Here is a 25,810-nt window from a genome sequence, read left to right as displayed (position 1 = left end):
TGATGGGAGAAATGTAAGAACGGTTTGTTACCCCACGATGAACGCGCGGAAATATCCCTGCCTCAGGGCCGCACGTTCCGGGACGGGAAACGCGTGAGCCAGTCGGCGACGGCCCCGGTGAGCCGATGCTGGTTGGCGCGCTTGACGATCTCGTGCCCCTCGTCGTCGAACAACAGCATCTCGGCGACCGCCCCACGGGCCTGTAGTTCGGCGACCATCTGCTGGGACTCGCTCACCGGCACATTGGTGTCGTGTGCCCCGTGGACGACGAGCAACGGTGCCCGGACGTCGTCGATGCGGTGGATGGGGGAGAGGTCGGCGAGCAGCTCTCGGTCGGACTCCGGGTGGCCGTACTTCGTGTAGGCGGCCACCGCGATCCACGGTTCGGTGTTGCGGAAGAACGACTCGAGATCACTCATGCCGCAGATCGCGATGCCCGCCGCGAACACCTCGGGATGAAAGGTCAGGCAGGCCAATGTGAGATAGCCGCCGTAGGAACGGCCCGAGCAGTACACCGCGTCGGGGTCGGCGATGCCCTGTCGGCAGAGGAACTCGGCGCAGTCGGCGGCGTCGTCGATGCCGGCGTACCGCCCGTACCGATCGTCGGCGTGGGCGAACAGGCGTCCATAGCCCGAGGATCCGCGAACGTTGGGAGCGAACACCGTGATTCCGGCGTCGACGAGCGGGCCGAACAGGAACTGGTAGTCCGGTCGCGTCTGCCCCTCCGGGCCGCCGTGGAAGTGCAGCAGTGTGGGTCCGGGCTTCTTCGAGGCGCGGAACAGGAAGCCGGACAGGGGCATTCCGTCGCGTGCCGAGAACTCCAGCAGCTCCGGACGTAGCTGATCCGACGGCCCCTCGCCGGTCACCACGTCGTCCCGCACCGGGTACACCGCGCGGTTCGCGACGTCGACGAGATGCACGAGGGGGGAGTGCTGCGGACTCGAGACCGTGACCGCGACCACCGAACCCGCGGCACTGATCGACAGGTCGGAGGCGACCTCACCCGGGAGTTCGATCGGTGGGTGCAGCGTCTGGTCGGGCAGTGTCATGATCTGCAACTCGCTGCGGCCCTTGACGTTCCACAGCAGCGCGACGGTCGACTGATCATGGCTGACGGCGAACTCGTCGAGTCCGATGTCGACCCGCTGGGCCATCACCCGGAACCGGACGCCGAACCTGCTCACCTCGACGCCGAGGAGGCGCGGGAACTTGGCGTCGAAGTCACTGCGTACCAGCGCCTGGACGCTGTCGAGATCCCGGACGGGTTCGTGCGGGGCGGGCACGAACACCGTCGAGGAGTGATCGAATCCCTGGTCGAGCACGTATCCCTGATCGGTGACCGCACCGGGGTCCTGCGGCAGGAGCGGAGTCATCGTGATGTCGTCGTCGGCCGCTTCGGGATGGCGTCGGAGAAGGAGCATGTCGTGGTAACCGCGGGGTCCGACGCGGACGAGTGTCGCGCCCTTCCAGGAGTCGATCAGGACACCGCCGACACGCTGGTCGAGGGTCTGGGTCGTCCCCGTGCCGGGGTGGACCCGCAGGGCGTATGAGGTGCCGTCGTGGTCGATCGCCGTGATCAGGACCCAGTCGGTGTCCCAGCCGACGAGTCCGACGGTGCCGAACGACCGGCCGTCCGGGCGCGTGGCCGCGATCCGGTGAGCGGTGTCGTCGTCGGGCTCGGTGGTCACCACCCAGACCTGGTGGTGTTCACCGCCGCTCGGCGCGATCTCCACCGCCAGCCACCGGCCGTCGGAGGAGTGGACCACCTTGCGCACCGGACCGGTGGACAGCAACTCCACCCACCTCAGGTCGCCGACGCCGTCGCGCGACAGCGAACGCTGGGCGGCACGCGGGTAACCGGTGCCGTCGTCGACGATGTAGGCGAACGCGCTGCCGTCGGGAGAGAGGGACGCGCCGTAGGTCTTCCACCCACGGTCGTCGAAGCGGAGGGTGCTCACCGGTGGGCGTTGCCTTCCATCGTCTGCAGCCACATCTCCAGCAGTGCGACCTGCCACAGTTCGTTGCCGTCGAGTCGGGTGCGCACGCCGTTGGGGTCGGCGAAGAGCTTCTCGAGCGTCTCGGGGCGGTACAGGCCGCGGTCGAGCGCGGCCTGCGAACGCAGGGTGTCCGCGACGAGGTCGAGGACGCCGCCGGTCAGGTGGCGGATACCCGGCACCGGGAAATACCCCTTCGTGCGGTCGATCACGGCCGAGGGCAGGAGCGCGCGGCTGGCCTCCTTCAGCACCCCCTTGCCGCCGTGGGCGAGCTTGAGGTCGGGAGGGCAGGTGGCGGCGAGTTCGACGAACTCGTGGTCGAGGAAGGGCACGCGGGCCTCCAGGCCCCAGGCCATCGTCATCGTGTCGACGCGCTTGACCGGGTCGTCGACGAGCATGACCGTGGTGTCGAGGCGCAACGCGGCGTCGACGGATGTATGGGCGCCGGGCGCGGAGTGGTGGGCCGAGACGAATTCGAAGCTGGGGTCGTATCCCGCCTCGGTGAGGTAGTCGTCGGCCAGGATGGCGCGGATGTCGGCGTCGTCGCGGTCGAAGAAGACGTTCGCGTAGGCACGGGTGGTGTTCTCCCGTCGTACGTCACGCAGCGGCGGGTACCAGCTGTAACCGCCCAGGATCTCGTCGGCGCCCTGGCCCGACTGGACCACCTTGATGGACTTGCTCACCTCTTGCGACAGGAGATAGAAGGCCACGCAGTCGTGGCTGACCATGGGTTCGCCCATCGCCGCGACGGTGTCGGGGATGGCGGGCAGCAGGCGGTCGGTGCCGATGTGGATCTTGTGGTGATCGGTGCCGAAGGTGTCCGCGATCAGATCGGAGTAGGCGTACTCGTCACCGGATTCTCCTGCCGCCGAGTCGAATCCGATGCTGAAGGTCGCGAGGTCGGTCTGGCCCTGCTCGGCGAGCAGTGCGACCACGAGTGAGGAGTCGACGCCGCCGGAGAGGAGCACGCCGACCGGGACGTCGGCGACCATGCGCCGACGCACCGACGTGCGCAGCGAATCGAGAAGAGCTTCTTGCCAGCGCTTCTCGTCCCAGTCCCGGCGGTCGGGGTGCGGTTCGAAGGCGGGCTCCCAATACCTGCGTTCGGTGCGCCGGCCATCGGGTTGGATCGTGACGACGGTCGCCGGCGGGACCTTGCGGATGCCGTTGTAGATCGTGTGCGGCGCCGGGACGACGGCGTGGAAGCTGAAGTAGTGATGCAGCGCAACGCGATCGATGGAGGTGTCGACCTCGCCGGCGCGCAGCAGCGCCTGCACCGACGAGGCGAATCTCAGCCGCCCCGGGGTGTCGGCGAGGTACAGCGGTTTGATGCCGAGTCGATCGCGCCCGAGGGTCACCACACCGGAATCGGTGTCGACGATCGCGAACGCGAACATGCCGAGGAAGTGGTCGACGCAGTCGGGGCCCCAGGCGTGGAACGCCTTCAGGATGACCTCGCTGTCGGCATGGGAGAAGAAGGTGTAACCCTTGCCCTCCAGCTCGGCGCGCAACTCGTGGTGGTTGTAGATGCACCCGTTGAACACCAGCGCCAGACCGAGCGCCGGGTCGACCATCGGCTGGCTCCCGCGCTCGGACAGGTCGATGATCTTCAGGCGGCGGTGGCCCAGTGCGACAGACCCTTTGGCGAAGACGCCCGAACCGTCCGGCCCGCGTCGGGTCATCTCACAGGTCATCGCGTCGACGGCCGAGACATCGGGTGCCGTCCCGTCGAACCGGATCTCACCGCAGATTCCGCACATGGGTCTCAGTCCTCCTGCTCGTTGCCTCCGGGAACGACCCGGGCGCAGACATCACCCCACCCTAGGAGTACCGACAGCGGGCAGCACGCCGAGGTCGGCGCACGCCGACGCCTCTCGGCGGGAGCATCTACTTCGGGGTCACCCACGTCGTGATGTCGCAGTGGACGACCTCGACGCCCCTGGTGTCGGTGATGCGCACCGACACGGTGACGTCGGTACCGGCGGTGATGGCGCCGAAGTCCACCGGCTCGGCCAGACGGGCCTCGGCGGTCAATCGCGTCGTCGCCTTGGTGAGGTAGCTCGTATGCATTGCCTTGGGGATCCACCGGTGCGAGGTGGGGGTGCTCGCCTCCATCAGCATCCCCATGGCCGCCTCGGCCAGGTTGCAGGCGGCGATCGCGTGGAAGGTCCCGATGTGGTTGTGCACGCCGAACCAGTTGGGTGCGGTGACCTTGCAGTACCCCGGCTCCATCTCCTGCACCAGCGGCAGGACGGTGCCGAAATAGGGGACCTTCGCGACCATGCCGAGGGAGAAGAGGACGTTGCCGAGCGGGTTGTCGGGGAGCTTCTTGCGCAGTGCGAAAGTGGGATTCGTCGATGCCATGGCGGTATCTTACTCATCAGTCAGTTCTGCGGTCCCCGTCGGCGTCCGCGGTGGATTTGATCGAGCTCCCGACCTGATGCATACTGTTCGGGTTGCCTTGACCGGCGGACGCAGGTTGTGCCATGTGCCAGACCAGCGGTCGCGATCAGGTGAATGACTCCCAGGCCCGGTTAACGGGGAATGGGCGTGTAACGCGTGCGCCGATATCGGCTCACGGTCACGACACGCCCGACCGCGGGTGCCGGAGCGAACCGGCTCGTATCAGCTACGAGCCAACGTACAACGACAGATGAACAGCGTCGATTGCCGAATTCATACGGTGGTCATGTGCTCAGCCGGCAGAGGTCGGTCCAGGTCACGCGGTGTTTGTCTGTCGAGAACAACTGACGGAAGAGGACACAGCGTGGCGGGACAGAAGATCCGCATCAGGCTCAAGGCCTACGACCATGAGGCGATCGACGCTTCGGCGCGCAAGATCGTGGAGACCGTGACCCGTACCGGGGCACGGGTCGTCGGCCCGGTGCCGTTGCCCACCGAGAAGAACGTGTACTGCGTCATCCGTTCGCCGCACAAGTACAAGGACAGCCGCGAACACTTCGAGATGCGTACCCACAAGCGACTCATCGACATCCTCGACCCGACACCGAAGACGGTTGACGCGCTGATGCGCATCGACCTGCCGGCCAGCGTCGACGTCAACATCCAGTAGGACGGGGGCGAGATACATCATGAGCAATCAGAGTTCGACCAAGGGCATCCTGGGCACCAAGCTCGGCATGACCCAGGTATTCGACGAGAACAACCGTGTCGTCCCGGTGACTGTCATCCAGGCCGGCCCGAACGTGATCACCCAGCTCCGTACCGCGGATCGGGACGGCTACACCGCCGTTCAGATCGCCTACGGTGCCGTGGATCCCCGCAAGGTGACCAAGCCGGTCGCCGGTCAGTTCAGCAAGGCCGGGGTCACCCCGCGCCGCCACCTGGCCGAGATCCGCGTCAACGACGTCGCCGAGTTCGAGGTCGGTCAGGAACTGACCGCCGAGATCTTCGCCGACGGCGCGCTGGTCGACGTCACGGGCACCTCCAAGGGCAAGGGCTTCGCCGGCGTCATGAAGCGCCACGGCTTCGCCGGTCTGGGTGCCAGCCACGGCGCCCACCGCGTGCACCGCGCACCGGGCTCGATCGGTGGCTGCGCCACCCCGGGTCGCGTGTTCAAGGGCATGCGCATGGCAGGCCGCATGGGTAACGACAAGGTGACCACGCAGAACCTCACCGTCCACAAGGTGGACGCCGAGGCCGGCCTTCTGCTGATCAAGGGAGCGATCCCGGGTCGCAAGGGCGGCATCGTCATGGTTCGCGACGCAGTGAAGGGTGGTGCCAAGTGAGCACCGAAACCGCTACGAAGCTGACGCTGGACGTCAAGACCGCCGACGGCAAGACCAACGGAACCGTTGACCTGCCCGCGACGCTCTTCGACGCACCGGCCAACATTGCGCTGATGCACCAGGTCGTCGTGGCCCAGCAGGCCGCGGCTCGCCAGGGCACGCACTCCACCAAGACCCGCGGCGAGGTCCGCGGCGGTGGCGCCAAGCCGTACCGCCAGAAGGGCACCGGCCGTGCGCGTCAGGGTTCGACCCGTGCGCCGCAGTTCGCCGGCGGTGGCACCGTCCACGGCCCGCAGCCGCGTGACTACAGCCAGCGCACCCCCAAGAAGATGAAGGCGGCCGCCCTGCGCGGTGCGCTGAGCGATCGCGCTCGCAACGAGCGCATCCACGTGATCACCGAACTGGTCTCGGGGCAGAAGCCCTCGACCAAGTCGGCACGTCAGTTCCTGGAGAGCCTCTCCGATCGCCGCAAGTTCCTGGTCGTCCTCGGCCGCGAGGATCTGACGGCGTGGCTGAGCGTGGCCAACCTGCAGAACGTGCTGCCGATCGCTCCCGATCAGCTCAACACCTACGACGTCCTGGATTCGGACGAGGTGGTGTTCAGCGTCGAGACGCTCAATGCCTTCATCGAGCAGAACACGGCGGATGCCAAGGCTGCCGTCGAGAAGACAGCAGAGGAGGCCTGACATGACGACCGTTGCCGATCCGCGCGACATCATCCTGGCGCCAGTGATCTCGGAGAAGTCCTACGGGCTCATGGAAGACAACGTGTACACCTTCCTGGTGCACCCGGAGTCCAACAAGACCGAGATCAAGATCGCGATCGAGAAGATCTTCGGTGTCAGTGTTGCCAGCGTCAACACCGCGAACCGACAGGGCAAGCGCAAGCGGACCCGCTCCGGCTACGGCCAGCGCAAGTCCACCAAGCGCGCCATCGTGTCGCTGACCGCAGACAGCAAGCCCATCGAGATCTTCGGAGGCTCGGTCAGCTGACCGGGGCCTTCGAGAAGGACTAGAGACTCATGGCTATTCGTAAGTACAAGCCGACGACCCCGGGTCGTCGTGGGGCCAGCGGCTCCGATTTCGCGGAGGTCACCCGTGACCATCCCGAGAAGTCGCTGGTGCGTCCGCTGCACGGGCGTGGTGGTCGTAACGCTCACGGCCGTATCACCACTCGTCACAAGGGTGGCGGCCACAAGCGCGCCTACCGTCTGATCGACTTCCGTCGCAACGACAAGGACGGCATCAACGCCAAGGTCGCTCACATCGAGTACGACCCGAACCGCACCGCGCGGATCGCGTTGCTGCACTACGTCGACGGCGAGAAGCGCTACATCATCGCGCCGAAGGGCCTGAAGCAGGGCGACGTCGTCGAGAGCGGTTCGACCGCCGACATCAAGCCCGGCAACAACCTGCCGCTGCGCAACATCCCGACCGGTACCCAGATCCACGCCGTGGAGCTGCGTCCGGGCGGTGGCGCGAAGATGGCCCGCAGTGCGGGTGCTTCGATCCAGTTGCTCGGCAAGGAAGGCACCTACGCCACGCTGCGTATGCCCTCCGGCGAGATCCGTCGCGTCGACGTGCGCTGCCGCGCCACCGTCGGCGAGGTGGGCAACGCCGAGCAGAGCAACATCAACTGGGGCAAGGCCGGCCGTATGCGCTGGAAGGGCAAGCGCCCCACCGTCCGTGGTGTCGTGATGAACCCCGTCGACCACCCGCACGGTGGTGGTGAGGGCAAGACCTCCGGTGGTCGCCACCCGGTCAGCCCGTGGGGTAAGCCCGAGGGCCGCACCCGCAAGAACAAGGCCAGCGACAAGCTGATCGTCCGCCGCCGCCGTACCGGCAAGAACAAGCGATAACAGGAGGAGGTAAGAGAATGCCACGCAGCCTCAAGAAGGGCCCGTTCGTCGACGACCACCTCCTGAAGAAGGTGGACGTGCAGAACGAAAAGGGAACCAAGCAGGTCATCAAGACCTGGTCCCGTCGTTCGACCATCATTCCCGACTTCATCGGTCACACCTTTGCCGTCCACGACGGACGCAAGCACGTGCCGGTGTTCATCTCGGATTCGATGGTCGGGCACAAGCTGGGCGAGTTCGCCCCCACCCGCACCTTCAAGGGTCACATCAAGGATGACCGGAAAGCGAAGCGCCGGTAATGACTACGCAGACCGATAATCCGACAGCAAAGGCGACCGCCAAGTTCGTGCGCGTCACCCCGATGAAGGCTCGTCGAGTCCTGGACCTGGTTCGCGGCAAGAACGTGGACGAGGCCCTCGACATCCTGCGGTTCGCACCGCAGGCGGCATCCGAGCCCGTGTACAAGGTGCTCGCAAGCGCCGTCGCCAACGCGGAGAACAACCTGGATCTGGATCGCCGGAGCCTGGTCGTCGCCACCGCGTTCGCCGACGAGGGTCCCACCCTCAAGCGCTTCCAGCCGCGCGCGCAGGGTCGTGCGTTCCGTATCCGCAAGCGCACCAGCCACATCACCGTGGTCGTGGAGAGCTTGCCGGAGAAGGCAGCCGGCGGCCGTGGCCGTTCGCGTCAGCCGAAGAAGAAGGGAGCCTAGTAGTGGGCCAGAAAATCAACCCGCACGGCTTCCGTCTGGGCATCACCACCGACTGGAAGTCGCGGTGGTACGCCGACAAGCAGTACGCGGACTACGTCAAAGAGGATGTCGCCATCCGCAAGCTCCTCTCCACGGGGCTCGAGCGGGCCGGCATCGCGAAGGTGGAGATCGAGCGCACCCGAGACCGGGTTCGCGTCGACATCCACACCGCGCGTCCGGGCATCGTCATCGGTCGCCGCGGCGCCGAGGCCGATCGCATCCGCGGCGACCTGGAGAAGCTGACCGGCAAGCAGGTCCAGCTGAACATCCTCGAGGTCAAGAACGCCGAGTCCGAGGCACAGCTGGTGGCCCAGGGCGTCGCCGAGCAGCTGAGCAACCGCGTGGCGTTCCGTCGCGCGATGCGCAAGGCGATCCAGTCGGCGATGCGTCAGCCGAACGTGAAGGGCATCCGGGTCCAGTGCTCGGGTCGTCTGGGCGGCGCAGAGATGAGCCGCAGTGAGTTCTACCGTGAGGGTCGCGTGCCGCTGCACACGCTGCGCGCCGACATCGACTACGGACTCTACGAAGCCAAGACCACCTTCGGCCGCATCGGCGTGAAGGTGTGGATCTACAAGGGCGACATCGTCGGTGGACGTCGTGAGCTGGCCGCGGCCGCTCCGGCAGCCGAGGATCGCCGTCCGCGCCGGCCCAGCCGGCCCCGGCGTAGCGGTGCCTCGGGCACCACTGCGACGAGCACCGACGCCGCTCGCGCGGCCGAGGCCGCTCCCGCCGAGGCCACCGCTGGTGCGGCTGAGAAGCAGGAGGGCTAGGCCATGTTGATCCCACGTCGGGTCAAGCACCGCAAGCAGCACCACCCCAGCCTCAAGGGGCAGGCCAAGGGCGGCACCAAGGTGACGTTCGGCGATTACGGCATCCAGGCTCTGGAAGGCGCGTACATCACCAACCGGCAGATCGAGTCCGCTCGTATCGCCATCAACCGGCACATCAAGCGTGGCGGCAAGGTCTGGATCAACATCTTCCCGGACCGCCCGCTGACCAAGAAGCCTGCCGAGACCCGCATGGGTTCGGGTAAGGGTTCGCCCGAGTGGTGGGTCGCCCCGGTGAAGCCGGGTCGCGTGCTGTTCGAGATGACCTACCCGAATGAGGAGATCGCTCGCGAGGCCCTGCGTCGCGCGCAGCACAAGCTCCCCATCAAGACCAGGATCGTGACCAGAGAGGAGCAGTTCTGATGGCACTCGGAGTTGCTGCGAACGAGCTCCGCGAGCTCAACGACGCCGATCTGGTCGATCGCCTGAAAGAGTCGAAGGAAGAACTGTTCAACCTTCGGTTCCAGATGGCCACCGGCCAGCTCGACAACAACCGTCGCCTGCGGACCGTGCGTCGTGAGATCGCACGTATATACACCGTGATGCGCGAGCGTGAGCTGGGCTTGGCGTCGGGACCGGACGGTGATGACGCATGAGTGAGGACCAGAAGGTGACGGAAACGACTGAGGTGCGTGCGAGCCGCAAGGAGCGGATCGGCTACGTCGTCAGCGACAAGATGCAGAAGACCATCGTGGTCGAGCTGGAAGATCGCAAGAGCCACAAGCTCTACGGCAAGATCATCCGGACCACGAGCAAGGTCAAGGCCCACGACGAGAACGGCGATGCCGGCGTCGGCGACCGTGTGCGGATCATGGAGACCCGCCCGCTGTCGGCGACCAAGCACTGGCGCCTCGTCGAGGTGCTGGAGAAGGCCAAGTAGGCCCTCTCCCAACCAGATCCACCGCAACGGCCCGTTCCCCCTGGGGAACGGGCCGTTGCGCGTCTCGACTGTGGTCTCAACGGGGGATTGACCCGCCGATTCGGTTGATGTGAGGGTGACAGCGATGCCCTCGACCCTTGTCGCCGCGAGCGACGAATCCCGCGCGCCCGTCGCCTTGTTCCGACGAGCGTTCGAATCCGGCTCGACCGAACCGGATCTGGATCGTGTCCGGCGCATCGGCGCACGGTTTCTCGGACTGGGTTTCGTCGGCTACCCCGTGGTGTCCGTGCCGTCGATCCTCTCCTCGGCCGCCGTCACCTCCGCGTGGTGGACCCCGATCAGCGTCCTGCTGTCCGTCGGACCGGGAATTCTGCTGTTCGTCGCCAGTTTCCGGTCCGGGACACGCTGGCTGACCCCGCTCGCCCTGGCGACCTGGACGGGTTACGTCCTCGGCGTCGCGCTGTGGTTTGTCGCGTGGAACGGTGCCGCCCTTGCGAATCCGGACGACACCGCACAGTGGATGGTCGCGTTCTGCGGCATGCCCAGCATGGTGGTGATGCTCGTGCACGCCCGGCTCGCAGCCGTCGGGCTGGTGGCCGCGTCCGTGCTGGCCCACATCTCCCAGCAGTTGGGGCGGTTCGACGCCGTGTCCGCCGATCTACTGATCGAGATCCTGTGGTCGCTCGTGTTCACCGGGGTGTTCCTGGCCGTCGTGCTGGTGGCGATCCGTACCGGCCGCGAGCTCGACGAGACGCGGGAGGAGACCTACCGCACGGCTGCCAGCGTGGCGGCGGCGTCGGCCCGGGAGGTGGAGATGGCGCGCTTCGACGCGATCGTGCACGACCGCGTCATCGCATCGCTGCTGGCCGTCGAACCGGGTAGGCCGGACCCACGGCTGGCGGCGCAGGCAACGTCGGCCCTCGACGAGTTGGCCCGAGTACCCGGCCAGGGCCCGGCCGAGGTGGTGTCGCGGACCGACGCCATCCGGCGTATCCGGTCGGCCGCAGCCGAGATGTCGGAGCGTGCCGATGTAGAGATCGTGTCGGACGACGCGCAGGACGCTGCAGAGGATCAAGGCGTAGGGGATCAAGGCGTAGGGGATCAAGGCGTAGGGGATCGAGACGTAGGGGATCGGCACGTAGCGGCCGACGACCCGACGGTCGGCGATACCGGGGGCGGCGACTACCCCGCCGAGGTGCTCGACGCGGTCGTCGAGGCGATGACGGAGTCCCTGCGCAACGTGGTCCGCCACGCGGGCGCGGGCGCCGACTGCGCGGTCATCATCCGGCTGGCGTCGGATGCGCTGAGCATGGCGGTCGTCGACAACGGAGTCGGATTCGATCCCGGGACGGTGGCCGCGGGCCGACTGGGCATCGAGGTCAGCATCCTCGGCCGCCTCGCCCGTGTACCGGGTGGTCACGCTGAGGTGCGCAGTCGTGCAGGTCGGGGAACGACGGTCCAGATCATGTGGGAGCGACCGTGATCCGGGACCGTTCGCGCGCCGCGCGTGGCGTCGACCGCGGCGAGGTCGTCAATGCGTTCGGCATCGGTTCACGACCCCTGTGGTCGATGATGGCGATCTTCGCGTGCGGATACGTCGTGGTCTCGTTGTACGCCGACGTCGATGTCACCGGCTGGTGGCCGTGGTTCGGGCTGGCGTCGGGGTTCGTGTTGTTCGTCGTCGGTGGGCTCCTGGTGCTCGACGCCCCGGGCGATCCGCTGCCGGTGCCGGCGACCATCGGGGTGGCGTCACTGGCCGTCGCCGGGGTGGCCGCGACCCTGTTCTCCCTGCCGTTCCCGCCGGATCGGGTGATGCAGACCGGGCCGGCGATGGGAGCTTCGGTGGTGCTCCTGGCGTTTCTGGCCGTCCGGGGCCGTCCGCTGGCGGCCTGGCTGGCGAGTGGATGCATCTCGACGATCGCGATGGTCTGGGGGTATTTCTCGACCGCGGGAATCCTCTGGGGACTGTCGGTGACCCTGCCGGGCTACGCGATCATGATCATGGGGTCGCTGTTCTCGCTCATGTTGCGCCCGATGGCCCGCCAGATCTATGCGCTCCGCGAGGCGAACGAACGGCAGGCGGCACTCGATGCCGCGGCCGCGGCTGCCACCGAAGTCCGGGACCGGCGCTTGGCGGCACTCGACGAACGGGCACGTCCGGTCCTGACACGTATCGCAGGTCGCGCCGTGTTCTCCGCCGACGAAGTGGCGGTCGCCCGGCTGCTCGAAGCGCAACTGCGTGACGGCATCCGAGCCTCGGGGCTCGATCTGCCGGTGGTTCGTGAGGCCGCGTGGCGGGCCCGGCAGCGAGGCGTCCGGGTGGTGTTGCTCGACGACGGCGGACTCGCGGGTCTCGACGAGCGCCAGGCCGCCACGGTCCGCGCGCGGCTCGCCGTCGCCGTTGCCGACGTGCTCGACGGGACCGAGAGCGGACGGGTGACCGCCCGCATCCAGCCGCCCGGCCGCGACGCGCTGGCCACTGTCGGCGTCGACGCCGGGGAGCGATCGGAGCGGCTCGTGTTCGATTCGCGGTCGTTGGCGGTCGCCGGTGGCGTGGTCGCCACGACAGCCGGCGAAGGGTAGACGCGCCCCGGGGAACTCACCCGGCCGGGGATCTTTATACGAGATCTCAGGACGCGGTTCTCAGGACGCGGTTCTCAGGACGAGGAGCGCAGCCACTCCAGGATCGCGGGCGTCACCGGCGCGGTCGCGTCCGCGTACTCCGGGTGCTTCTTCAGGAAGGCGGCCACCAGCGGGCACACCCCCACGATCGTCAACCCGCGTGACCGGGCGTCGTCGAGGGCTTCCCGCACGAGGATCGTCGCCAGTCCGCGGCCCCCGAAGGCCTCGTCGACCTCGGTGTGGAAGAAGACCCGCGCGGTCTCCGGTGAGTCCTCGGGACCGGTGACCCGGTCGCGGTACTCGGCGAAGCCGACTGCACTGTCCCTGTCGGCGGAGCCGACCGCACCCTCACTGCCGTCGACCATGATGTCGTACCGCCGGGCGCCGGGGTTGTCGCTCACCGTCGTCTGGGCGCCGGTCTTGTCGGCGGTCATCGTCGGACCTCCACGATCGGACCCTGCGCGGACCACGGGAAGTCGATCCACTTGTCGGTCGTGCGCCATGTGTAGTCGGGAGAGGTGATGGTGTGCGGTTTGGTGTACAGCACCGCGTTTCGCACCTCGGCGACCCGGCCCTGCTCCTCGCAGAAGTCGTTGACCAGCTTGAGCGTCTTGCCGGTGTCGGCGACGTCGTCGACGACCAGGACGCGCTGGTCGGTCAAACCGCTCGATTCCAGGAGCGAGGGCAGCATGACCGGCTCCGAGAGTGTCTCCCCGACGCCGGTGTAGAACTCGACGTTGAGCGAGATCATCAACTTGCAGTCGAGCGCGTAGGCGATCGACCCCGCGGGGATCAGCCCGCCGCGCGCGATGCCGAGGATGATGTCGGGGACGAAGTTGTCGTCGGCGACCTGTTGGGCGAGTTCACGACACGCGACACCGTTGAGTTCCCAGGTCAGGATCTCGCGCTCGGGAGACGTAGTGGTCATGGGAACACTCTTCCAGAGCATCCCCGACCGCCGCGCGGTGGCCGCGTGCGGGCGCCGGTGTGCGTGGGGCGAGCCGCCGTCGGTCATTCGACGTCAATGACGAGCATTCCCCGACGTCGGTAACCATTCCCGCCGGAATGTCGACATATTCGTGGAAGACAGACCGGGTCAAATTCGGCCGTTAACTCGTTTCGTGCGTAAGTTTGTTGTCGTGGATGCCTAGCGTCGAATCGTTCTGATGCCGTCCGGATGGACGCCACGGCCGACGACCTCGTCATCCACACTGTCCTGTTCCCGACGCGTAGAGGAAGACATGTCCGAGGCCAACGGTCAGCGACCCTCCGTCGCCTCGTACGCGCCCCGTCACCAGCGCGAGGACCCTCCTCTTCCCCCTCTGCCCGAAGACCCGTTCGTCCTCCCGGACCCGGTCGAGGAGCAGTTGCGGCGCTGGCGTGCCGAGCGTTCGAATCCCGCGGAACCGGCCACGAACGGCAGTCCGGACACCGACGCCGAACCCGGCGCGCACCCGTCGGACCCGGTGACCCGCGAGCCCGACACCGCCGAGTCCGAGACCGCCGAGCCCGAGATACCGGTGCCGGCCGGCTTCGAGTCGGCACCGTCGGAGTCTCCGATCGCCTTTGCTCCGCCGACGCCGGTCGACTTCGGTCCGCAGACCGACCATCCGCGTCCGCACACCGACTTCTCGCGGCCGCCGGCCGAGTCCGGAAACCCCGCAGAGTCCGGGAACCCCGCAGAGTTCGAGAACCCCGCAGGGTTCGGGCAACCCGCGGCGCCGTTCGTTCGCCCTACGCCGTCCGAACCCCGCACGGCCGAACGCAACGGCCGGATCGCCGAGACCGCTCCCGGCACCGGGGTCGTGCCCGGCTGGCAGACCCCGATCGACGGATCCGAATCGCAGACGGTGTCCCTGCGTGCGCAGACGCCGGGATCGGTGGCCACCGTGCCGTCGGTCGGCGGACCGATCGCGATCGAGGCCCGGAATCTGCACAAGCGCTTCAAGGACATGGTCGCCGTCGAGGACGTGAGCTTCACGGTTCCGGCGGGGAGCATCGTCGCACTGCTCGGACCCAACGGCGCGGGCAAGACGACGACCGTCAACATGCTGTGCACGCTGCTGAAACCCGATGGGGGAGCGGCCACGGTGAACGGACACGACGTCGCCGCCGAGTCTGCGGCGGTTCGCAAGTCGATCATGCTGACGGGTCAGTTCGCCGCGCTCGACGAGGCGCTGACCGGTCGCGAGAACCTCGTGCTGTTCGGTCGGCTCCTGGGGCTGGACAAGGCGGCTGCACGCGCGCGTGCCGATGAGTTGCTCGACGCGTTCTCGCTGACCGATGTCGGCGGGAAACGTGTCCGTGAGTACTCGGGAGGCATGCGGCGCCGGATCGACATCGCGTGCGGGCTGGTCACCGCGCCCAAGATCGTGTTCCTCGACGAGCCGACGACCGGTCTCGATCCGCGCAGCAGGCTGGAGGTCTGGGCGCTGGTGGAGAAACTCCGCGACTCCGGGGTGACCATCCTGCTGACGACCCAGTATCTCGAGGAGGCCGACGTCCTGTCGGACAACATCGTCGTCATCGACAAGGGTCGGGTGATCGCCGAGGGGACCTCCGACGAACTGAAGGCCTCGACGGGTGCGGCGTACTGCGAGGTCACCCCGTCCGATCCGGCCGACCGGGCACGGTTGCGCGCGACCGTCGCCGACCTCATCGGCGACCACACGCAGGACGACGACGACCATTTCGTCGCGGTGCCCGCGCCGGACGGCCCGGAGACCCTCGTCGAGGTGATCCGCCGGACCGCCGCCGCCGGTATCCCGCTCTCTGATGTCGCCATGCGACGTCCGTCGCTCGATGAGGTGTTCCTGGCGCTGACCGACCCGCGACGCGACCGGAGTTCCTCCTGACATGACGACTTCTGATGTGGTGCCATCGGGAGTGACGTCAGCGGGACCCACCACGCTGATCGAACCCCGTGTCCGACCCCTCCAGCAGTGGTGGGCGCTCTCCGGGCGGGGCATCTCGAAGGTGTTCCGCGGTGGCGAGGTGATCTTCGCGTTCATCTCGCCGGCGTTCCTCGCGATCTGCTTCTACCTTCCGCTGCGCAGCATCGTGGAGATCGCCCCCGGGGTGAACTACGGACAGTTCCTCATGCCGATCATCGTGCTGCAGTCGGTGAACTTCGCCGCGACGTCGGCGGCCATGCGAGCCGCCTTCGACGGAGTGCAGGGCATCAACACCCGCTTCCGGGTGATGCCCATGTCGCCCGTGATCCCCATGCTGGCGCGGACCGCGACCAACGGCGTGCTGCTGCTCATCTCGCTCGTGTGTGCGGCCGTGGCCTGTCTGCTCATCGACTGGCGTCCCGGCGGCGGCTTCTGGGGCACTGCCGCCCTCTTCGGTCTCGCGCTGCTGATCGGGTCATTGTTCTCCTGGGTCGCCGACGGCCTCGGTCTCGTCGCGGGCAGTCCCGAGGCGACCAGCCAGGCCCTGGCGTTGCCGACACTGATCCTCGGGATGATGTCCACCGGGTTCGTGCCGCTGACCCAGTTCCCGGAGTGGATACAGCCGTTCGTCCGCAACCAGCCGATCTCGCAGTTCGCCGATTCGATGCGTGCACTCGACGCCGGGACGGCGACGTGGCATCAGCTCGTTCCGTCAATGTGGTGGTGTGCCGGACTGGCCGTGACCGCGCTGGCCCTGCTCGCCATCAGCACGCGGAGGACCCGCTGATGACCGACATGGACGCGGCGACGTCGACCGCCGACCGGGTGTCGTCGCGACACTTCCTCACCACCGCACCGACAGACGTGCCGCCGGAGGCGTCGGTCCGCGCGTTGTGGCGCCAGAGTCTCCCACTCGCCGGACGGCAGATCGTGGTGTTCGTCCGTGACACCCCGACCCTGATCCAGGCGCTGGTGTTCCCGGCGTTGAGCATGCTGATGTTCAAGGTCGTTCTGGGCGACGCCATCGGGTCGGCCACCGGCCAGAACAGCGCCTACGGCACGGTGCCGCTGGTGATCCTCGTCGGGGCGATGTTCGGGTCGATCGCATCGGCGACCCGACTGAACCGGGAACGGGCGACCGGGCTGCTGGCGCGTCTGTACGTGCTGCCGATCCATCGGGCCGCGGATCTGACGTCGCGGGTCATCTCGGAGCTGGCCCGCATCCTGGTGACGACGTTCATCCTGCTCGCCGCGGGGCACCTCATCGGGTTCCGGTTCACCCAGGGACTGGGCCCCGCGATCGGGCTCGTACTGGTGGCCCTCGTGTACGGAGCGGCCTTCGCCACGCTCACCCTCGCGCTCGCGGTGAGTGCACGCCCGGGTGCACCGATCGTGCCCTATCTCGGCCTGGCCTCGAGCCTGTTGATGTTCTTCAACTCGGGATTCTCTCCGGTCAGTGCCTATCCGACCTGGTTGCAGCCGATCGTCGCGAATCAACCCATGACACCGGCGATCGAAGCAATGCGCGCACTCGCCGCGGGAGGCCCTCTCACCGAGTATCTGGTAAAAGTCGCGGTTTGGACCGTGGTGATTCTGGTCATTTCCATTTATCCGGCTATGCGTGGATATCGGAAAGCGGCGAGGGATCGATGACGCCCACCCGATCCCGGGGAGTCGTGGTAACGAATGACACTCGATATGGTCGCGGCGTAGCCGAGGCCGGCGGAGATCGACGGCACGGTCGACATCGTTTACGCAGGTCATCGCTTCGACAGCGGTGTCGACGGGACGCGGTGGCCGGCTCCGGCGCCCCGCGTCGGCGCTCCGAACGGCGTAACAAGGAAGGCAGGTGCAGCGATGGCATTGCATGAGGCTGTCTCTGCCTCCCGGTTTCATGAGAACCCCTCGCGTGAAATAGCATGGAGATTCTGTGCCGGCGTCCGATGTGGAGGGTCTGAACGATTACCAACGGCAGTGTCGTGAGGTCTAATCGACTGCAGGACTAGCGAGGGAGTGGTCAGAGGACGTGGCAATCGCCGATTACCGTGCTGACACGCCGGGTGAGGTGGACGAGACCATTCAGGTCCTCCCGCTCACCGCGGCGCAGCGCGGCATGTGGTTCGCCGAGTCGCTGTCGTCCGAGTACTCGGTCAACATCGCTCAGTATGTGGACATCCGGCACGAGCCGGGCGGGCTCGACGTCGATCTGCTCGCGCAGTGCTGTGTCGAGGTCGGCAAGCTGGTGGAGTCCCCGTTCGTCCGTCTCACCGAGATCGACGGCATTCCCATGCAATACGTCGACGTCGACTTCGATCAGAGCGTCGACGTCCTCGACTTCCGCGCGGAGACCGATCCGATCGCCGCGGCGATGGACTGGATGCAGGCGGAGTACCGCAAGCCGGTCGACCTGCTCCACGATCAGTTCATCGTCATCGCCATCCTGCAGGTCGCCGACGACCGCACGTTCTGGTACAACCGCGCCCACCACATCATCATCGACGGGTACGCCGCGCTGTCGATCATGCGCCGGACCGTCGACCGGTACAACGCGCTGCGCCGAGGTGAGGAACCGCGCGACAAGGCGCCGGCCACGATGGCCGACATCGTCACCTACGAGGAGACCTATCAGACCAGCACGCGACGCGAGACCGACCGCGCGCACTGGCTCGAACGCGTCGGCGACCTGCCCGAGCGGGTCACCCTGTCCCGGGTCGGGACCACCGGCTCACTGTCGTTCGACAACGTCGTCTCGAGCGCCGCGCTCGATCCGGAGCGCCAGCGACGCTACGAGGCCCTCGCGGGCAGCCTGAACAGTTCGCTGGCAGTCCTCATGACCTCGGCATTCGGTGCCTTCCTGGCGCGGATGAGCAATCACGACGACATCGTGATGAGCCTGCCGGTGACCGGACGTGCAACGGCCAAGATCAAGATCTCGGGCGGCATGGTGTCCAACATCCTGCCGATCCGGCTGCGCGATGTATCCGCCAAGTCGGTACGCGACCTGATCGCGACCGCGCAGCTGGAACTGACCGGAGCCCTCCGGCATCAGCGCTATCGCTCCGACGACATCCGCCGCGATGCGGGCCTCGACCAGAGTTCGGTCTCCTTCGGGCCCACCATCAACATGGTGTTCTTCGACGAGCAGGTCGCGATCGACGGCACCGAGATGGAGTACCGGATCCTGACGTCCGGCATCCTCGAGGACCTGCTCATCAACCTGTACCAGTCGAGCCCCGCGGCGCCGCTCGTCGTCGACCTGCACGGCAACCCGCACCTCTACACCCCGGACGAGCTCGACGCGCTCCACGGACGCTTCCTCACGTTCCTGGACCGGTTCCTGTCCGATGCCGGACTCGACACCCCCGTCGCCGATCTCGATCTCCTCGTCGACGACGACCATCGGTTGTTCGACGCTCTGCCCGAACCACTTCCGGCCGCACCCGCATCCACCCTCGTCGAGATGTTCGACGAGGTCGTGTCGAGTCATCGTCACCGGGGAGCGGTGTCCGACGCCAACGGCGTCACCCTGAGCTACGCCGAGCTCGCGAGCCGCTCCGACGCCGTGGCAACTGCACTGCGTGCCCGGGGGATCGGCGCCGGGGACCTGGTCGGTATCGCCACCGCGCGGGACACGGGTCTGGCGGTCGTGATGCTGGCCGTGCTCAAAACCGGCGCGGGCTACCTGCCGCTGGACACCGGCAATCCCGAAGAGCGCCTGCGCTACATCATCGACGACGCGGCACCGGCGTGCCTGATCGTCTCCGACGGCGACCGCCCCGGATGGGCGGGGGAGTGCCCGGTGATCGAGACCGGCAGCCTGATGGCCGAGGCGGACTCGCTCGGCGCCGACGCCGAACCCCCGCGGGGGCCGGCTGACGCCGAGGCCACCGCCTACGTCATCTACACCTCCGGTTCGACCGGCGCGCCCAAGGGCGTGGAAATCGTCCACCGCAACGTCGCGACCCTGCTCGACGCCGCGTCCGCCGATTTCGACTTCTCACCCGAGGACGTGTGGTCGGTCTTCCACTCCTACGCCTTCGATTTCTCGGTCTGGGAGATCTTCGCGCCGCTGCTGACCGGCGGGCGCGCGGTGATCGTCGACCGGATGGTCGCGCGGGCGCCGGCGGAGTTCCTCCAGCTGCTGGCCGACGAGCAGATCACGGTGGCGTCGCTGACCCCGTCGGCGTTCAGCATCGTCGCCGATGTACGGCGTCGGACGGCGACCCCATTGTCGTTGCGCTACATCGTGTTCGGCGGCGAAGAGCTCCGCTTCGACGAGGTCCACAACTGGTACGAGTCGTTCGGTGACGAGATCGCGCTCGTCAACATGTACGGGATCACCGAGACGACCGTCCACGTCACGTACCGGCCGCTGGACCCTGAACTCGTCCGCGGCGAGAGCGCCAGCCTCATCGGCCGCCCGCTGAACTCGCTGGGCCTGCGCGTGCTCGACAACCGCCTGCGGCCGGTCCCCGAGGGCGCCGTCGGCGAGATCTATGTCGTGGGAGGGCAACTCGCACGCGGATACCGCAACCGGTTCGGCCTGACCGCCACCCGCTTCGTCGCCGACCTCCACGGCAGCGGTGAGAGGATGTACCGCTCAGGCGATCTCGGTCGGCGCATCGGTACCGACATCCAGTATCTCGGACGCGCCGACACCCAGGTTCAGCTGCGCGGCTTCCGCGTGGAGCTCGGGGAGGTCGAATCGGCCCTCCGTGCCGTCGAGGGCGTCAACGCCGCGGCCGCCGTCGTGACCGACGCGGCGACGGTGGGCGGCGCCAAGCTGATCGGTTACGCGGTCGTCGAATCGGGCCGGGATGTCGACGAATCGAGTATCCGGGAGCAGGTGCGCGCCCATGTCCCGGCGTACATGGTCCCCGACGTCGTCATGCTGATCGACGAGCTGCCGCTGACCTCCAACGGCAAGCTCAACCGACACGCTCTGCCGGCCCCGGTGTTCGCGCGCGACGAGCGCGTTGCCTACGTCGCACCCTCGTCGCCGCGGGAGCGCGAGGTGGTGTCGATCGTCGAGGAGCTGCTCGACATCGAGCCGATCGGTCTGCAGGACAACATCTTCGCGCTCGGCGCGGACTCGCTGACCGCGGCCCGGCTGGCGTCGCGGTTGCGAACCGTCGCGGGCCTGGACATCAAGCTGGCCAACATCTTCGAGAGCCAGAGCCTCGGCGACATCATCCGGGTGGCGACCCCGGTGGCCGACGAGGACGGTGCGCGTCGTCCGGAACTGCGGCCGCGGCCGCGCCCCGAGCGGATTCCGCTCGCGTTCAGTCAGCGCCGACTCTGGTTCATCAACCGGCTCGACCCGACGTCGGCCGCGTACAACATCCCCGGCGCCGTTCGACTCGGCCCCGACGTCGACGCGACAGCCCTGGCCGCGGCCATCGACGATGTCATCGCGCGTCACGAACCGCTGCGCACCACCTTCCCGGACGAGGACGGTGAGACCTACCAGTTCATCCACTCGGCCGAGGCCGCCGCCGCGGCTCGCCTGTTCGACGTCGTCGACGCCGACCCCGTGGACACCGACCGCCGGCTCGCCGACTTCGCGATCACCGGTTTCGACCTCAACTACGAATATCCGGTTCGGGCAAGGCTTTTCCGCTCTGTCGGTCGCGACGGCGCGCTCGACCACGTCCTCGTCGTGGTCATGCACCACATCGTCGGCGACGGCGCGTCTCTGGGCCCGCTCATCACCGATGTCCTGACGGCCTACGCGAGCCGCCTCGAACAGCGGGTGCCGGCGTGGCGTCCGCTCCCGGTGCAGTACGCCGATTACGCGTTGTGGCAGCAGGAAGTGCTCGGTGACGCGTCCGACGACACGTCGCTCATGGCGGCGCAGATCGACTACTGGCGTACCGAGCTCGCGGGCATGCCCGAACTCATCTCGTTGCCGACCGACCGCCCACGGCCCATCCGGCCCTCCGGCGCGGGCGGTTACGTCGACACCATGCTCGACGCGGAGACGGTGGCCCGGCTGCATGCAGTGGCCGCTCACCACGGCGTCACGGTGTTCGCCATCTTCCACGCCGCGCTCGCCGTGATGCTCTCGCGGTTGAGCGGGAGCGACGACGTGGCCATCGGCACCGCCGTCGCGGGCCGCGACGAGCCCGAGCTGGCCGACCTGATCGGCATGTTCGTCAACACCCTTGTCCTGCGGACCCGGGTGCATCCCGACACCGACCTGACGTCGCTGCTCAACGACGCCAATCACACTCGGGCACAAGCACTCAGCAACGCCGACGTGCCGTTCGAGCAGGTCGTCGACGCGGTCGGGGCCCGCCGATCCACGGCGCACTCGCCGCTGTTCCAGGTCGAACTCGTGATGCAGCACGACCAGGTCATGCACCTGTTCGAGGAGGAGACCGGCATCAGCGTCCTGGACGCGCGTGCCCCCTTCGCCAAGTACGACCTCTCGCTCAGCGTCGTCGAGTACTCCGACACCGGAAACCACGCCAACCAGATCTCCCTCGCCTTCGGGTATGCGCGAGACCTGTTCGACGAGGCCACCGTCGAACGCTTCGCGCACTATCTCCACGCCGTCCTGGGCGCGATCGCGTCCTCGACGGACGCCGGGTCGGACCGCACGCTGCGAGTGGACGATCTGTTCGCCTTCCCCGAGTCGGAACTGGAGACCGTCCGTGGGTGGTCGCAGGGCAGCCGTCAGGAGTTGTCGGCTCCGGACCTGGCGACCGCACTCGCCGCCGGCTACTCGAAGGATCCTGATGCGGTCGCGCTGGTCTTCGGCGACCGTGAGGTGGCCTATGCGGAGTTCGCCGCGCGGGTGAACGTGCTCGCCCGCACGCTCATCGCCGACGGCGTCGGCCCGGATGATGCTGTGGCCGTGTGTATTCCGCGCTCGGTGGAGCTGCTGGTCGCGGTTCATGCGATCGTGGCGGCGGGTGCGCAGTACGTGCCGATCGACACCGAGGCGCCGGCCGAACGCGCCGGATACATGCTCGCGACCGCGGGGGCCGACCGGGCACTCGTCGGGCCGGGCGACCTGCCGGCCGTCATCGACGAACTCGCCGACCGGGTGGCGGTCACCGTGGTCGATGCATCGAATCCCGTTGCCGCGCCGTCGGAGCGAGGCGGCGAGCCGGTCACGGACTCCGAACGACTCGGGTCGTTGCGTCCTGATCATGCCGCGTACACGATCTTCACCTCGGGGTCGACGGGACGCCCCAAGGGCGTCGTCGTGTCGCATCGCGCGATCATCAACCGGCTCGACTGGATGCAGGACCACTACACGCTGACCGGGCGGGACGTGGTGCTGCAGAAGACCCCGGTGACCTTCGACGTGTCGGTGTGGGAGTTGTTCTGGCCCTTCCTGACCGGCTCCCGCCTGGTCGTCGCCGCCCCCGGCGGGCACGGTGATCCCTCGTACCTCGTCGACGTCATCCAGCACGAGAACGTCACGACCCTGCACTTCGTGCCGTCGATGCTGGCGACGTTCCTCGACGTCGTCGGCGCCGCCCGGCTGGCCGAGCTCAGCTCGCTGCGGCAGGTGTTCACCTCCGGCGAGGCACTGACCGCCGCGACCGCCGGCGGACTGCGGACGGCTCTGCCCGCGGTCGGCCTGCACAACCTGTACGGCCCCACCGAGGCCGCGGTCGACGTCACCGAGCACAACGTGCGCGGCACCGAGTCCGTGGTGCCGATCGGCCGGCCCGTCCCGAACACGAGCACCCATGTCCTCGATCACCGCCTGCGGCCGCTGCCCGCCGGTGTTCCCGGCGAGATCTATCTCGGCGGCGTACAGCTCGCCCGCGGCTACGTCTCCCAGGGCCGGCTCAGCGCCGAACGGTTCGTCGCCGACCCGTACGGCCCGCCCGGTGCACGCCTGTACCGCACGGGTGACCTCGGCAAGTGGGGACCGTCGGGCGAGATCGAGTACCTGGGTCGCAACGACTTCCAGGTGAAGTTGCGCGGCCAGCGCCTCGAACTGGGCGAGATCGAATCGGCCCTCATGTCGGTTCCCGGCATCGTGCACGCGTCGGTGACCGTGGCCGATCTCGCCACCGGCCAGAGTCTGGTGGCCTACTACTCCCCGGACTCCGTGACCTCCGAAGACGCCCAGGCGCACCTGCACGGCACGGTTCCGGAGTTCATGGTCCCGACCATCTGGATGCCGCTGCCGGCCATGCCGCTGAACTCGGCGGGCAAGGTCGATCGCAAGGCGCTGCCCGCACCGGTCATCGAGACCAGCGAGTTCGTTCCCGCGAGCACCGAGACCGAGCGCGTCATCGCCCGTGTCTTCGCCGACGTCCTGGGCGTCGACCGGATCAGCGTCGCCGAGTCGTTCTTCGACCTCGGCGGCAACTCGTTGAGTGCGACGAAGGTCGCGGCCCGACTCTCGGCCGACCTGGAGGTCGACATCCCGGTCGCGGCGGTGTTCGACGCGCCGTCGGTGCGGGCGATGGCGGTGTTCGCGACCGAGAACGGCACCCCGTCGCGTCGTCCCCGTCTGGTGGCTCGGGCTCGCGGCACCAGCGCCCCGCTGTCGGCGGTCCAGCGCGGGATGTGGCTCATCAACCGGGCCGATCCCGCATCCCCCGCCTACAACGTGGCGATGGCGCTCCGCCTGTCCGGTCGGCTCGACACCGACGCGATCGGCGGTGCCATCGAAGACCTCATCGACCGGCACGAGTCGATGCGAACCCGCTACCCGCTCGTCGACGGCGAGCCCACCCAGGTCGTTCTCGACCGGGAGGCGGCACTGGAGTTGTTGGAGCGCAGCGTCGTCGATGTCGACGGCGATCCGGTTCCGGTGATCGCCGAGTTCACCGGACGCGGTTTCGACGTGACCGTCGCCCCTCCGCTGCGCATGATGTTGCTCCGGCTCGACGAGACCGAGCACATCCTGGTGTTCGTGGTCCACCACATCACCGCCGACGGTGCCTCGATGCTCCCGCTGGCCACCGACGTGATGACGGCCTACTCCGCGCGGGTCGCGGGCAACCGGCCGGACTGGGAGCCGCTCGCCGTCCAGTACCTGGACTACACGCTGTGGCAGCTGGAGTCCCTCGCGGTGACGGGACCCGACGGCACGACCGAGGCCGACCGGCAGTTGGCGTACTGGGTGGAGCGCCTGCGGAACGCACCCGCCCGGCTCGAACTGCCCACCGACCGCCCGCGCCCGCGGACGCCGTCGTTCGTCGGCGGCGAGGTCGTCTTCGACATCGAGGGTTGCCTGGTGCGCAAGCTCGAGGCCGTGGCCCGGCAGCACAACGCCACGCTCTTCATGGTCATGCAGACCGCCCTGGTGGTGTTGCTGGGCCGGCTGACCACCCAGCGCGACATCGTGATCGGCACGCCGTTCGCCGGGCGCGGTCAGCCCGAACTCGACGGTGTCGTCGGGATGTTCGTCAACACGCTCGCGCTGCGGTCCCAGCTGCAGGACGAGGAGAAGTTCGCCGAGCTACTCCAGCGTGTCCGCGACGAGGACCTGGCCGACATGGCGAACGCCGAAATCGCGTTCGATACGATCGTGTCATCTGTTCTTCACTCGCCACCCACCAGTTACAACCCGATCTATCAGGTGATGTTCGCCTACCAGAACTTCACCATCCCCACGCTCGACATGGACTCCATGACGATCGCACCGATCTCCGAGCAGCTGACCCCGGCCAAGGTGGACCTGCAGCTCACCCTGTTCCCGGTCGATTTCGGTGCACCGGCAGCAAAGGACGCTGATTCAATGACGGGCCAGTTGATCTACGCCGCCGATGTCTTCACCAAGGGAACCGTCGAGACCTACGCGCAGCGCTATCTGCGCGTCCTCGAGGAGGTCTCGGAGAACCCGCAGGTCCTGGTGGGTGACATCGACATCGCGACGGCCGCCGAGCATGCCGTGGCCGTCGAGGATGCCGGTGTCGAACTCGCCGTGGCGCTCCCCGAACTGGTCGCCCGTGCCGCCGCCGCGCGGCCGGATGTCGTTGCCGCCGCACACGGAGGTGCCGAGGTAACGTTCGCGGCGCTGTCGTCGATCAGTGATGCGATGGCTGCCGCTCTCCCGGATCCGGACTCTGCCCTCACCACCGCCCTGATGAGTCTGCTCCCGGGGCTCGCGGTGTCGGGGCCCGACGCGCTCGGTGAGGTGCTGGGTGAGCTCCGGACCAATGCGCTCGGCGTGCTCGGGGCCGGATCGGGTGAGGAGTCCCGCGCAGACGATGCAGTGCAGTCGACCGAAGGAATGACTCAGACGTGACCGATGTCGATT

General features: G+C 67.6%; 23 protein-coding genes (1 of these 23 running past the window's edge). 18 read left to right on the top strand and 5 right to left on the bottom strand.

Translation table 11 applies throughout. From position 1 onward, the window contains the following. Positions 1–62: 62 nt before the first annotated feature. The 3 genes from MAY35_RS10920 to MAY35_RS10910 form a co-directional block, all read right to left on the bottom strand. A complete protein-coding gene (locus MAY35_RS10920; RefSeq protein ID WP_238421325.1) occupies positions 63–1,958 on the bottom strand; it encodes a prolyl oligopeptidase family serine peptidase in 1,896 nt (631 codons plus the stop codon). Further along, positions 1,955–3,754 (bottom strand): N-acetylglutaminylglutamine amidotransferase, encoded by a 1,800-nt coding sequence (locus MAY35_RS10915; protein ID WP_238421324.1) that lies wholly within the window; start codon positions 3,752–3,754, stop codon positions 1,955–1,957. The genes MAY35_RS10920 and MAY35_RS10915 overlap by 4 nt, the downstream gene beginning before the upstream one ends. A 127-nt stretch (positions 3,755–3,881) precedes the next feature. Further along, a complete protein-coding gene (locus MAY35_RS10910) occupies positions 3,882–4,358 on the bottom strand; it encodes a hotdog fold domain-containing protein (RefSeq protein ID WP_238421323.1) in 477 nt (158 codons plus the stop codon). 403 nt (positions 4,359–4,761) lie between these two features. On the opposite strand from MAY35_RS10910, the gene rpsJ reads away from it, so the two are divergent. From rpsJ to MAY35_RS10845, 13 genes are all read left to right on the top strand, one after another. Further along, a complete protein-coding gene (gene rpsJ / locus MAY35_RS10905) occupies positions 4,762–5,067 on the top strand; it encodes a 30S ribosomal protein S10 (RefSeq protein WP_003938093.1) in 306 nt (101 codons plus the stop codon). A 19-nt stretch (positions 5,068–5,086) separates the two neighbouring features. After that, entirely contained in the window at positions 5,087–5,743 is a 657-nt protein-coding gene (gene rplC, locus MAY35_RS10900) for a 50S ribosomal protein L3 (protein ID WP_238421322.1), read from the top strand. Continuing rightward, on the top strand, positions 5,740–6,429 hold the full coding sequence (gene rplD / locus MAY35_RS10895; protein ID WP_238421321.1) for a 50S ribosomal protein L4: 690 nt from the start codon (positions 5,740–5,742) through the stop codon (positions 6,427–6,429). Before rplC ends, rplD begins: the two co-directional genes overlap by 4 nt. 1 nt (position 6,430) lies before the next feature. After that, positions 6,431–6,736: a 50S ribosomal protein L23 gene (gene rplW, locus MAY35_RS10890; protein WP_188328732.1), complete on the top strand. Its 306-nt coding sequence runs from the start codon at positions 6,431–6,433 to the stop codon at positions 6,734–6,736. Between the two features lie 29 nt (positions 6,737–6,765). Beyond that, positions 6,766–7,602 carry a 50S ribosomal protein L2 gene (gene rplB / locus MAY35_RS10885; RefSeq protein WP_238421320.1) on the top strand — a complete coding sequence of 279 codons (837 nt, stop codon included), beginning with the start codon at positions 6,766–6,768 and terminating at the stop codon, positions 7,600–7,602. Positions 7,603–7,619: 17 nt separating this feature from the next. Beyond that, complete coding sequence (rpsS, locus tag MAY35_RS10880; RefSeq protein WP_004020551.1) at positions 7,620–7,901, top strand: 30S ribosomal protein S19; 282 nt, start codon at positions 7,620–7,622, stop codon at positions 7,899–7,901. Beyond that, positions 7,901–8,311 carry a 50S ribosomal protein L22 gene (gene rplV, locus MAY35_RS10875; RefSeq protein ID WP_238421319.1) on the top strand — a complete coding sequence of 137 codons (411 nt, stop codon included), beginning with the start codon at positions 7,901–7,903 and terminating at the stop codon, positions 8,309–8,311. The genes rpsS and rplV overlap by 1 nt, the downstream gene beginning before the upstream one ends. Positions 8,312–8,313: 2 nt before the next feature. After that, positions 8,314–9,120: a 30S ribosomal protein S3 gene (rpsC, locus tag MAY35_RS10870; protein WP_004020549.1), complete on the top strand. Its 807-nt coding sequence runs from the start codon at positions 8,314–8,316 to the stop codon at positions 9,118–9,120. Positions 9,121–9,123: 3 nt separating this feature from the next. Continuing rightward, a complete protein-coding gene (gene rplP, locus MAY35_RS10865) occupies positions 9,124–9,540 on the top strand; it encodes a 50S ribosomal protein L16 (RefSeq protein ID WP_004020548.1) in 417 nt (138 codons plus the stop codon). Continuing rightward, the gene (rpmC, locus tag MAY35_RS10860; RefSeq protein WP_004020547.1) at positions 9,540–9,773 is read left to right on the top strand and encodes a 50S ribosomal protein L29; all 234 of its coding nucleotides are present in this window, start codon (positions 9,540–9,542) and stop codon (positions 9,771–9,773) included. Before rplP ends, rpmC begins: the two co-directional genes overlap by 1 nt. Further along, positions 9,770–10,057 carry a 30S ribosomal protein S17 gene (rpsQ, locus tag MAY35_RS10855; RefSeq protein ID WP_238421318.1) on the top strand — a complete coding sequence of 96 codons (288 nt, stop codon included), beginning with the start codon at positions 9,770–9,772 and terminating at the stop codon, positions 10,055–10,057. The genes rpmC and rpsQ overlap by 4 nt, the downstream gene beginning before the upstream one ends. Positions 10,058–10,181: 124 nt before the next feature. Then, positions 10,182–11,540, top strand: a complete 1,359-nt coding sequence (locus MAY35_RS10850) for an ATP-binding protein (protein ID WP_238421317.1) — start codon at positions 10,182–10,184, stop codon at positions 11,538–11,540. Continuing rightward, positions 11,537–12,640, top strand: a complete 1,104-nt coding sequence (locus MAY35_RS10845; RefSeq protein ID WP_238421316.1) for a hypothetical protein — start codon at positions 11,537–11,539, stop codon at positions 12,638–12,640. Before MAY35_RS10850 ends, MAY35_RS10845 begins: the two co-directional genes overlap by 4 nt. 74 nt (positions 12,641–12,714) lie before the next feature. On the opposite strand, the gene MAY35_RS10840 is transcribed toward MAY35_RS10845, so the two are convergent. Both MAY35_RS10840 and MAY35_RS10835 read right to left on the bottom strand, forming a co-directional pair. After that, the gene (locus MAY35_RS10840) at positions 12,715–13,113 is read right to left on the bottom strand and encodes a GNAT family N-acetyltransferase (RefSeq protein ID WP_238421315.1); all 399 of its coding nucleotides are present in this window, start codon (positions 13,111–13,113) and stop codon (positions 12,715–12,717) included. Continuing rightward, a complete protein-coding gene (locus MAY35_RS10835; protein WP_238421314.1) occupies positions 13,110–13,607 on the bottom strand; it encodes a phosphoribosyltransferase in 498 nt (165 codons plus the stop codon). The genes MAY35_RS10840 and MAY35_RS10835 overlap by 4 nt, the downstream gene beginning before the upstream one ends. Before the next feature lie 313 nt (positions 13,608–13,920). On the opposite strand from MAY35_RS10835, the gene MAY35_RS10830 reads away from it, so the two are divergent. The 5 genes from MAY35_RS10830 to MAY35_RS10810 form a co-directional block, all read left to right on the top strand. Next, on the top strand, positions 13,921–15,534 hold the full coding sequence (locus MAY35_RS10830) for an ATP-binding cassette domain-containing protein (protein WP_238421313.1): 1,614 nt from the start codon (positions 13,921–13,923) through the stop codon (positions 15,532–15,534). A 1-nt stretch (position 15,535) separates the two neighbouring features. Then, entirely contained in the window at positions 15,536–16,360 is an 825-nt protein-coding gene (locus MAY35_RS10825; protein ID WP_238421312.1) for an ABC transporter permease, read from the top strand. 8 nt (positions 16,361–16,368) lie between these two features. Next, positions 16,369–17,226, top strand: coding sequence for an ABC transporter permease (locus MAY35_RS10820; protein ID WP_374237944.1), 858 nt, complete (start codon positions 16,369–16,371; stop codon positions 17,224–17,226). A gap of 373 nt (positions 17,227–17,599) precedes the next feature. Then, a complete protein-coding gene (locus tag MAY35_RS10815) occupies positions 17,600–25,798 on the top strand; it encodes an amino acid adenylation domain-containing protein (RefSeq protein WP_238421310.1) in 8,199 nt (2,732 codons plus the stop codon). Further along, a protein-coding gene (locus MAY35_RS10810; RefSeq protein WP_238421309.1) for a non-ribosomal peptide synthase/polyketide synthase crosses the window boundary here: on the top strand, positions 25,795–25,810 show its beginning. Its footprint extends 40,250 nt past the window's final position; only the first 16 of its 40,266 coding nucleotides appear in the window; it begins with the start codon at positions 25,795–25,797; its stop codon lies beyond the right edge, outside the window. The genes MAY35_RS10815 and MAY35_RS10810 overlap by 4 nt, the downstream gene beginning before the upstream one ends.

The sequence above is a fragment of the Gordonia sp. 'Campus' genome (genome assembly GCF_022206305.1).
In the GTDB taxonomy this organism is placed as follows: Bacteria; Actinomycetota; Actinomycetes; order Mycobacteriales; family Mycobacteriaceae; genus Gordonia.
This window is presented reverse-complemented; position numbering and strand designations above follow the sequence as displayed.

What these genes read in the sequence shown, in the direction of transcription:
- MAY35_RS10915 (WP_238421324.1), bottom strand. Translation starts at nt 3,754, where the DNA reads ATGTGCGGAATCTGCGGTGAGATCCGGTTCGACGGGACGGCACCCGAT.
- MAY35_RS10910 (WP_238421323.1), bottom strand. Translation starts at nt 4,358, where the DNA reads ATGGCATCGACGAATCCCACTTTCGCACTGCGCAAGAAGCTCCCCGAC.
- rplC (WP_238421322.1), top strand. Translation starts at nt 5,087, where the DNA reads ATGAGCAATCAGAGTTCGACCAAGGGCATCCTGGGCACCAAGCTCGGC.
- rplW (WP_188328732.1), top strand. Translation starts at nt 6,431, where the DNA reads ATGACGACCGTTGCCGATCCGCGCGACATCATCCTGGCGCCAGTGATC.
- rplB (WP_238421320.1), top strand. Translation starts at nt 6,766, where the DNA reads ATGGCTATTCGTAAGTACAAGCCGACGACCCCGGGTCGTCGTGGGGCC.
- rpsS (WP_004020551.1), top strand. Translation starts at nt 7,620, where the DNA reads ATGCCACGCAGCCTCAAGAAGGGCCCGTTCGTCGACGACCACCTCCTG.
- rplV (WP_238421319.1), top strand. Translation starts at nt 7,901, where the DNA reads ATGACTACGCAGACCGATAATCCGACAGCAAAGGCGACCGCCAAGTTC.
- rplP (WP_004020548.1), top strand. Translation starts at nt 9,124, where the DNA reads ATGTTGATCCCACGTCGGGTCAAGCACCGCAAGCAGCACCACCCCAGC.
- rpmC (WP_004020547.1), top strand. Translation starts at nt 9,540, where the DNA reads ATGGCACTCGGAGTTGCTGCGAACGAGCTCCGCGAGCTCAACGACGCC.
- rpsQ (WP_238421318.1), top strand. Translation starts at nt 9,770, where the DNA reads ATGAGTGAGGACCAGAAGGTGACGGAAACGACTGAGGTGCGTGCGAGC.
- MAY35_RS10850 (WP_238421317.1), top strand. Translation starts at nt 10,182, where the DNA reads ATGCCCTCGACCCTTGTCGCCGCGAGCGACGAATCCCGCGCGCCCGTC.
- MAY35_RS10840 (WP_238421315.1), bottom strand. Translation starts at nt 13,113, where the DNA reads ATGACCGCCGACAAGACCGGCGCCCAGACGACGGTGAGCGACAACCCC.
- MAY35_RS10835 (WP_238421314.1), bottom strand. Translation starts at nt 13,607, where the DNA reads ATGACCACTACGTCTCCCGAGCGCGAGATCCTGACCTGGGAACTCAAC.
- MAY35_RS10830 (WP_238421313.1), top strand. Translation starts at nt 13,921, where the DNA reads ATGTCCGAGGCCAACGGTCAGCGACCCTCCGTCGCCTCGTACGCGCCC.
- MAY35_RS10825 (WP_238421312.1), top strand. Translation starts at nt 15,536, where the DNA reads ATGACGACTTCTGATGTGGTGCCATCGGGAGTGACGTCAGCGGGACCC.
- MAY35_RS10820 (WP_374237944.1), top strand. Translation starts at nt 16,369, where the DNA reads ATGGACGCGGCGACGTCGACCGCCGACCGGGTGTCGTCGCGACACTTC.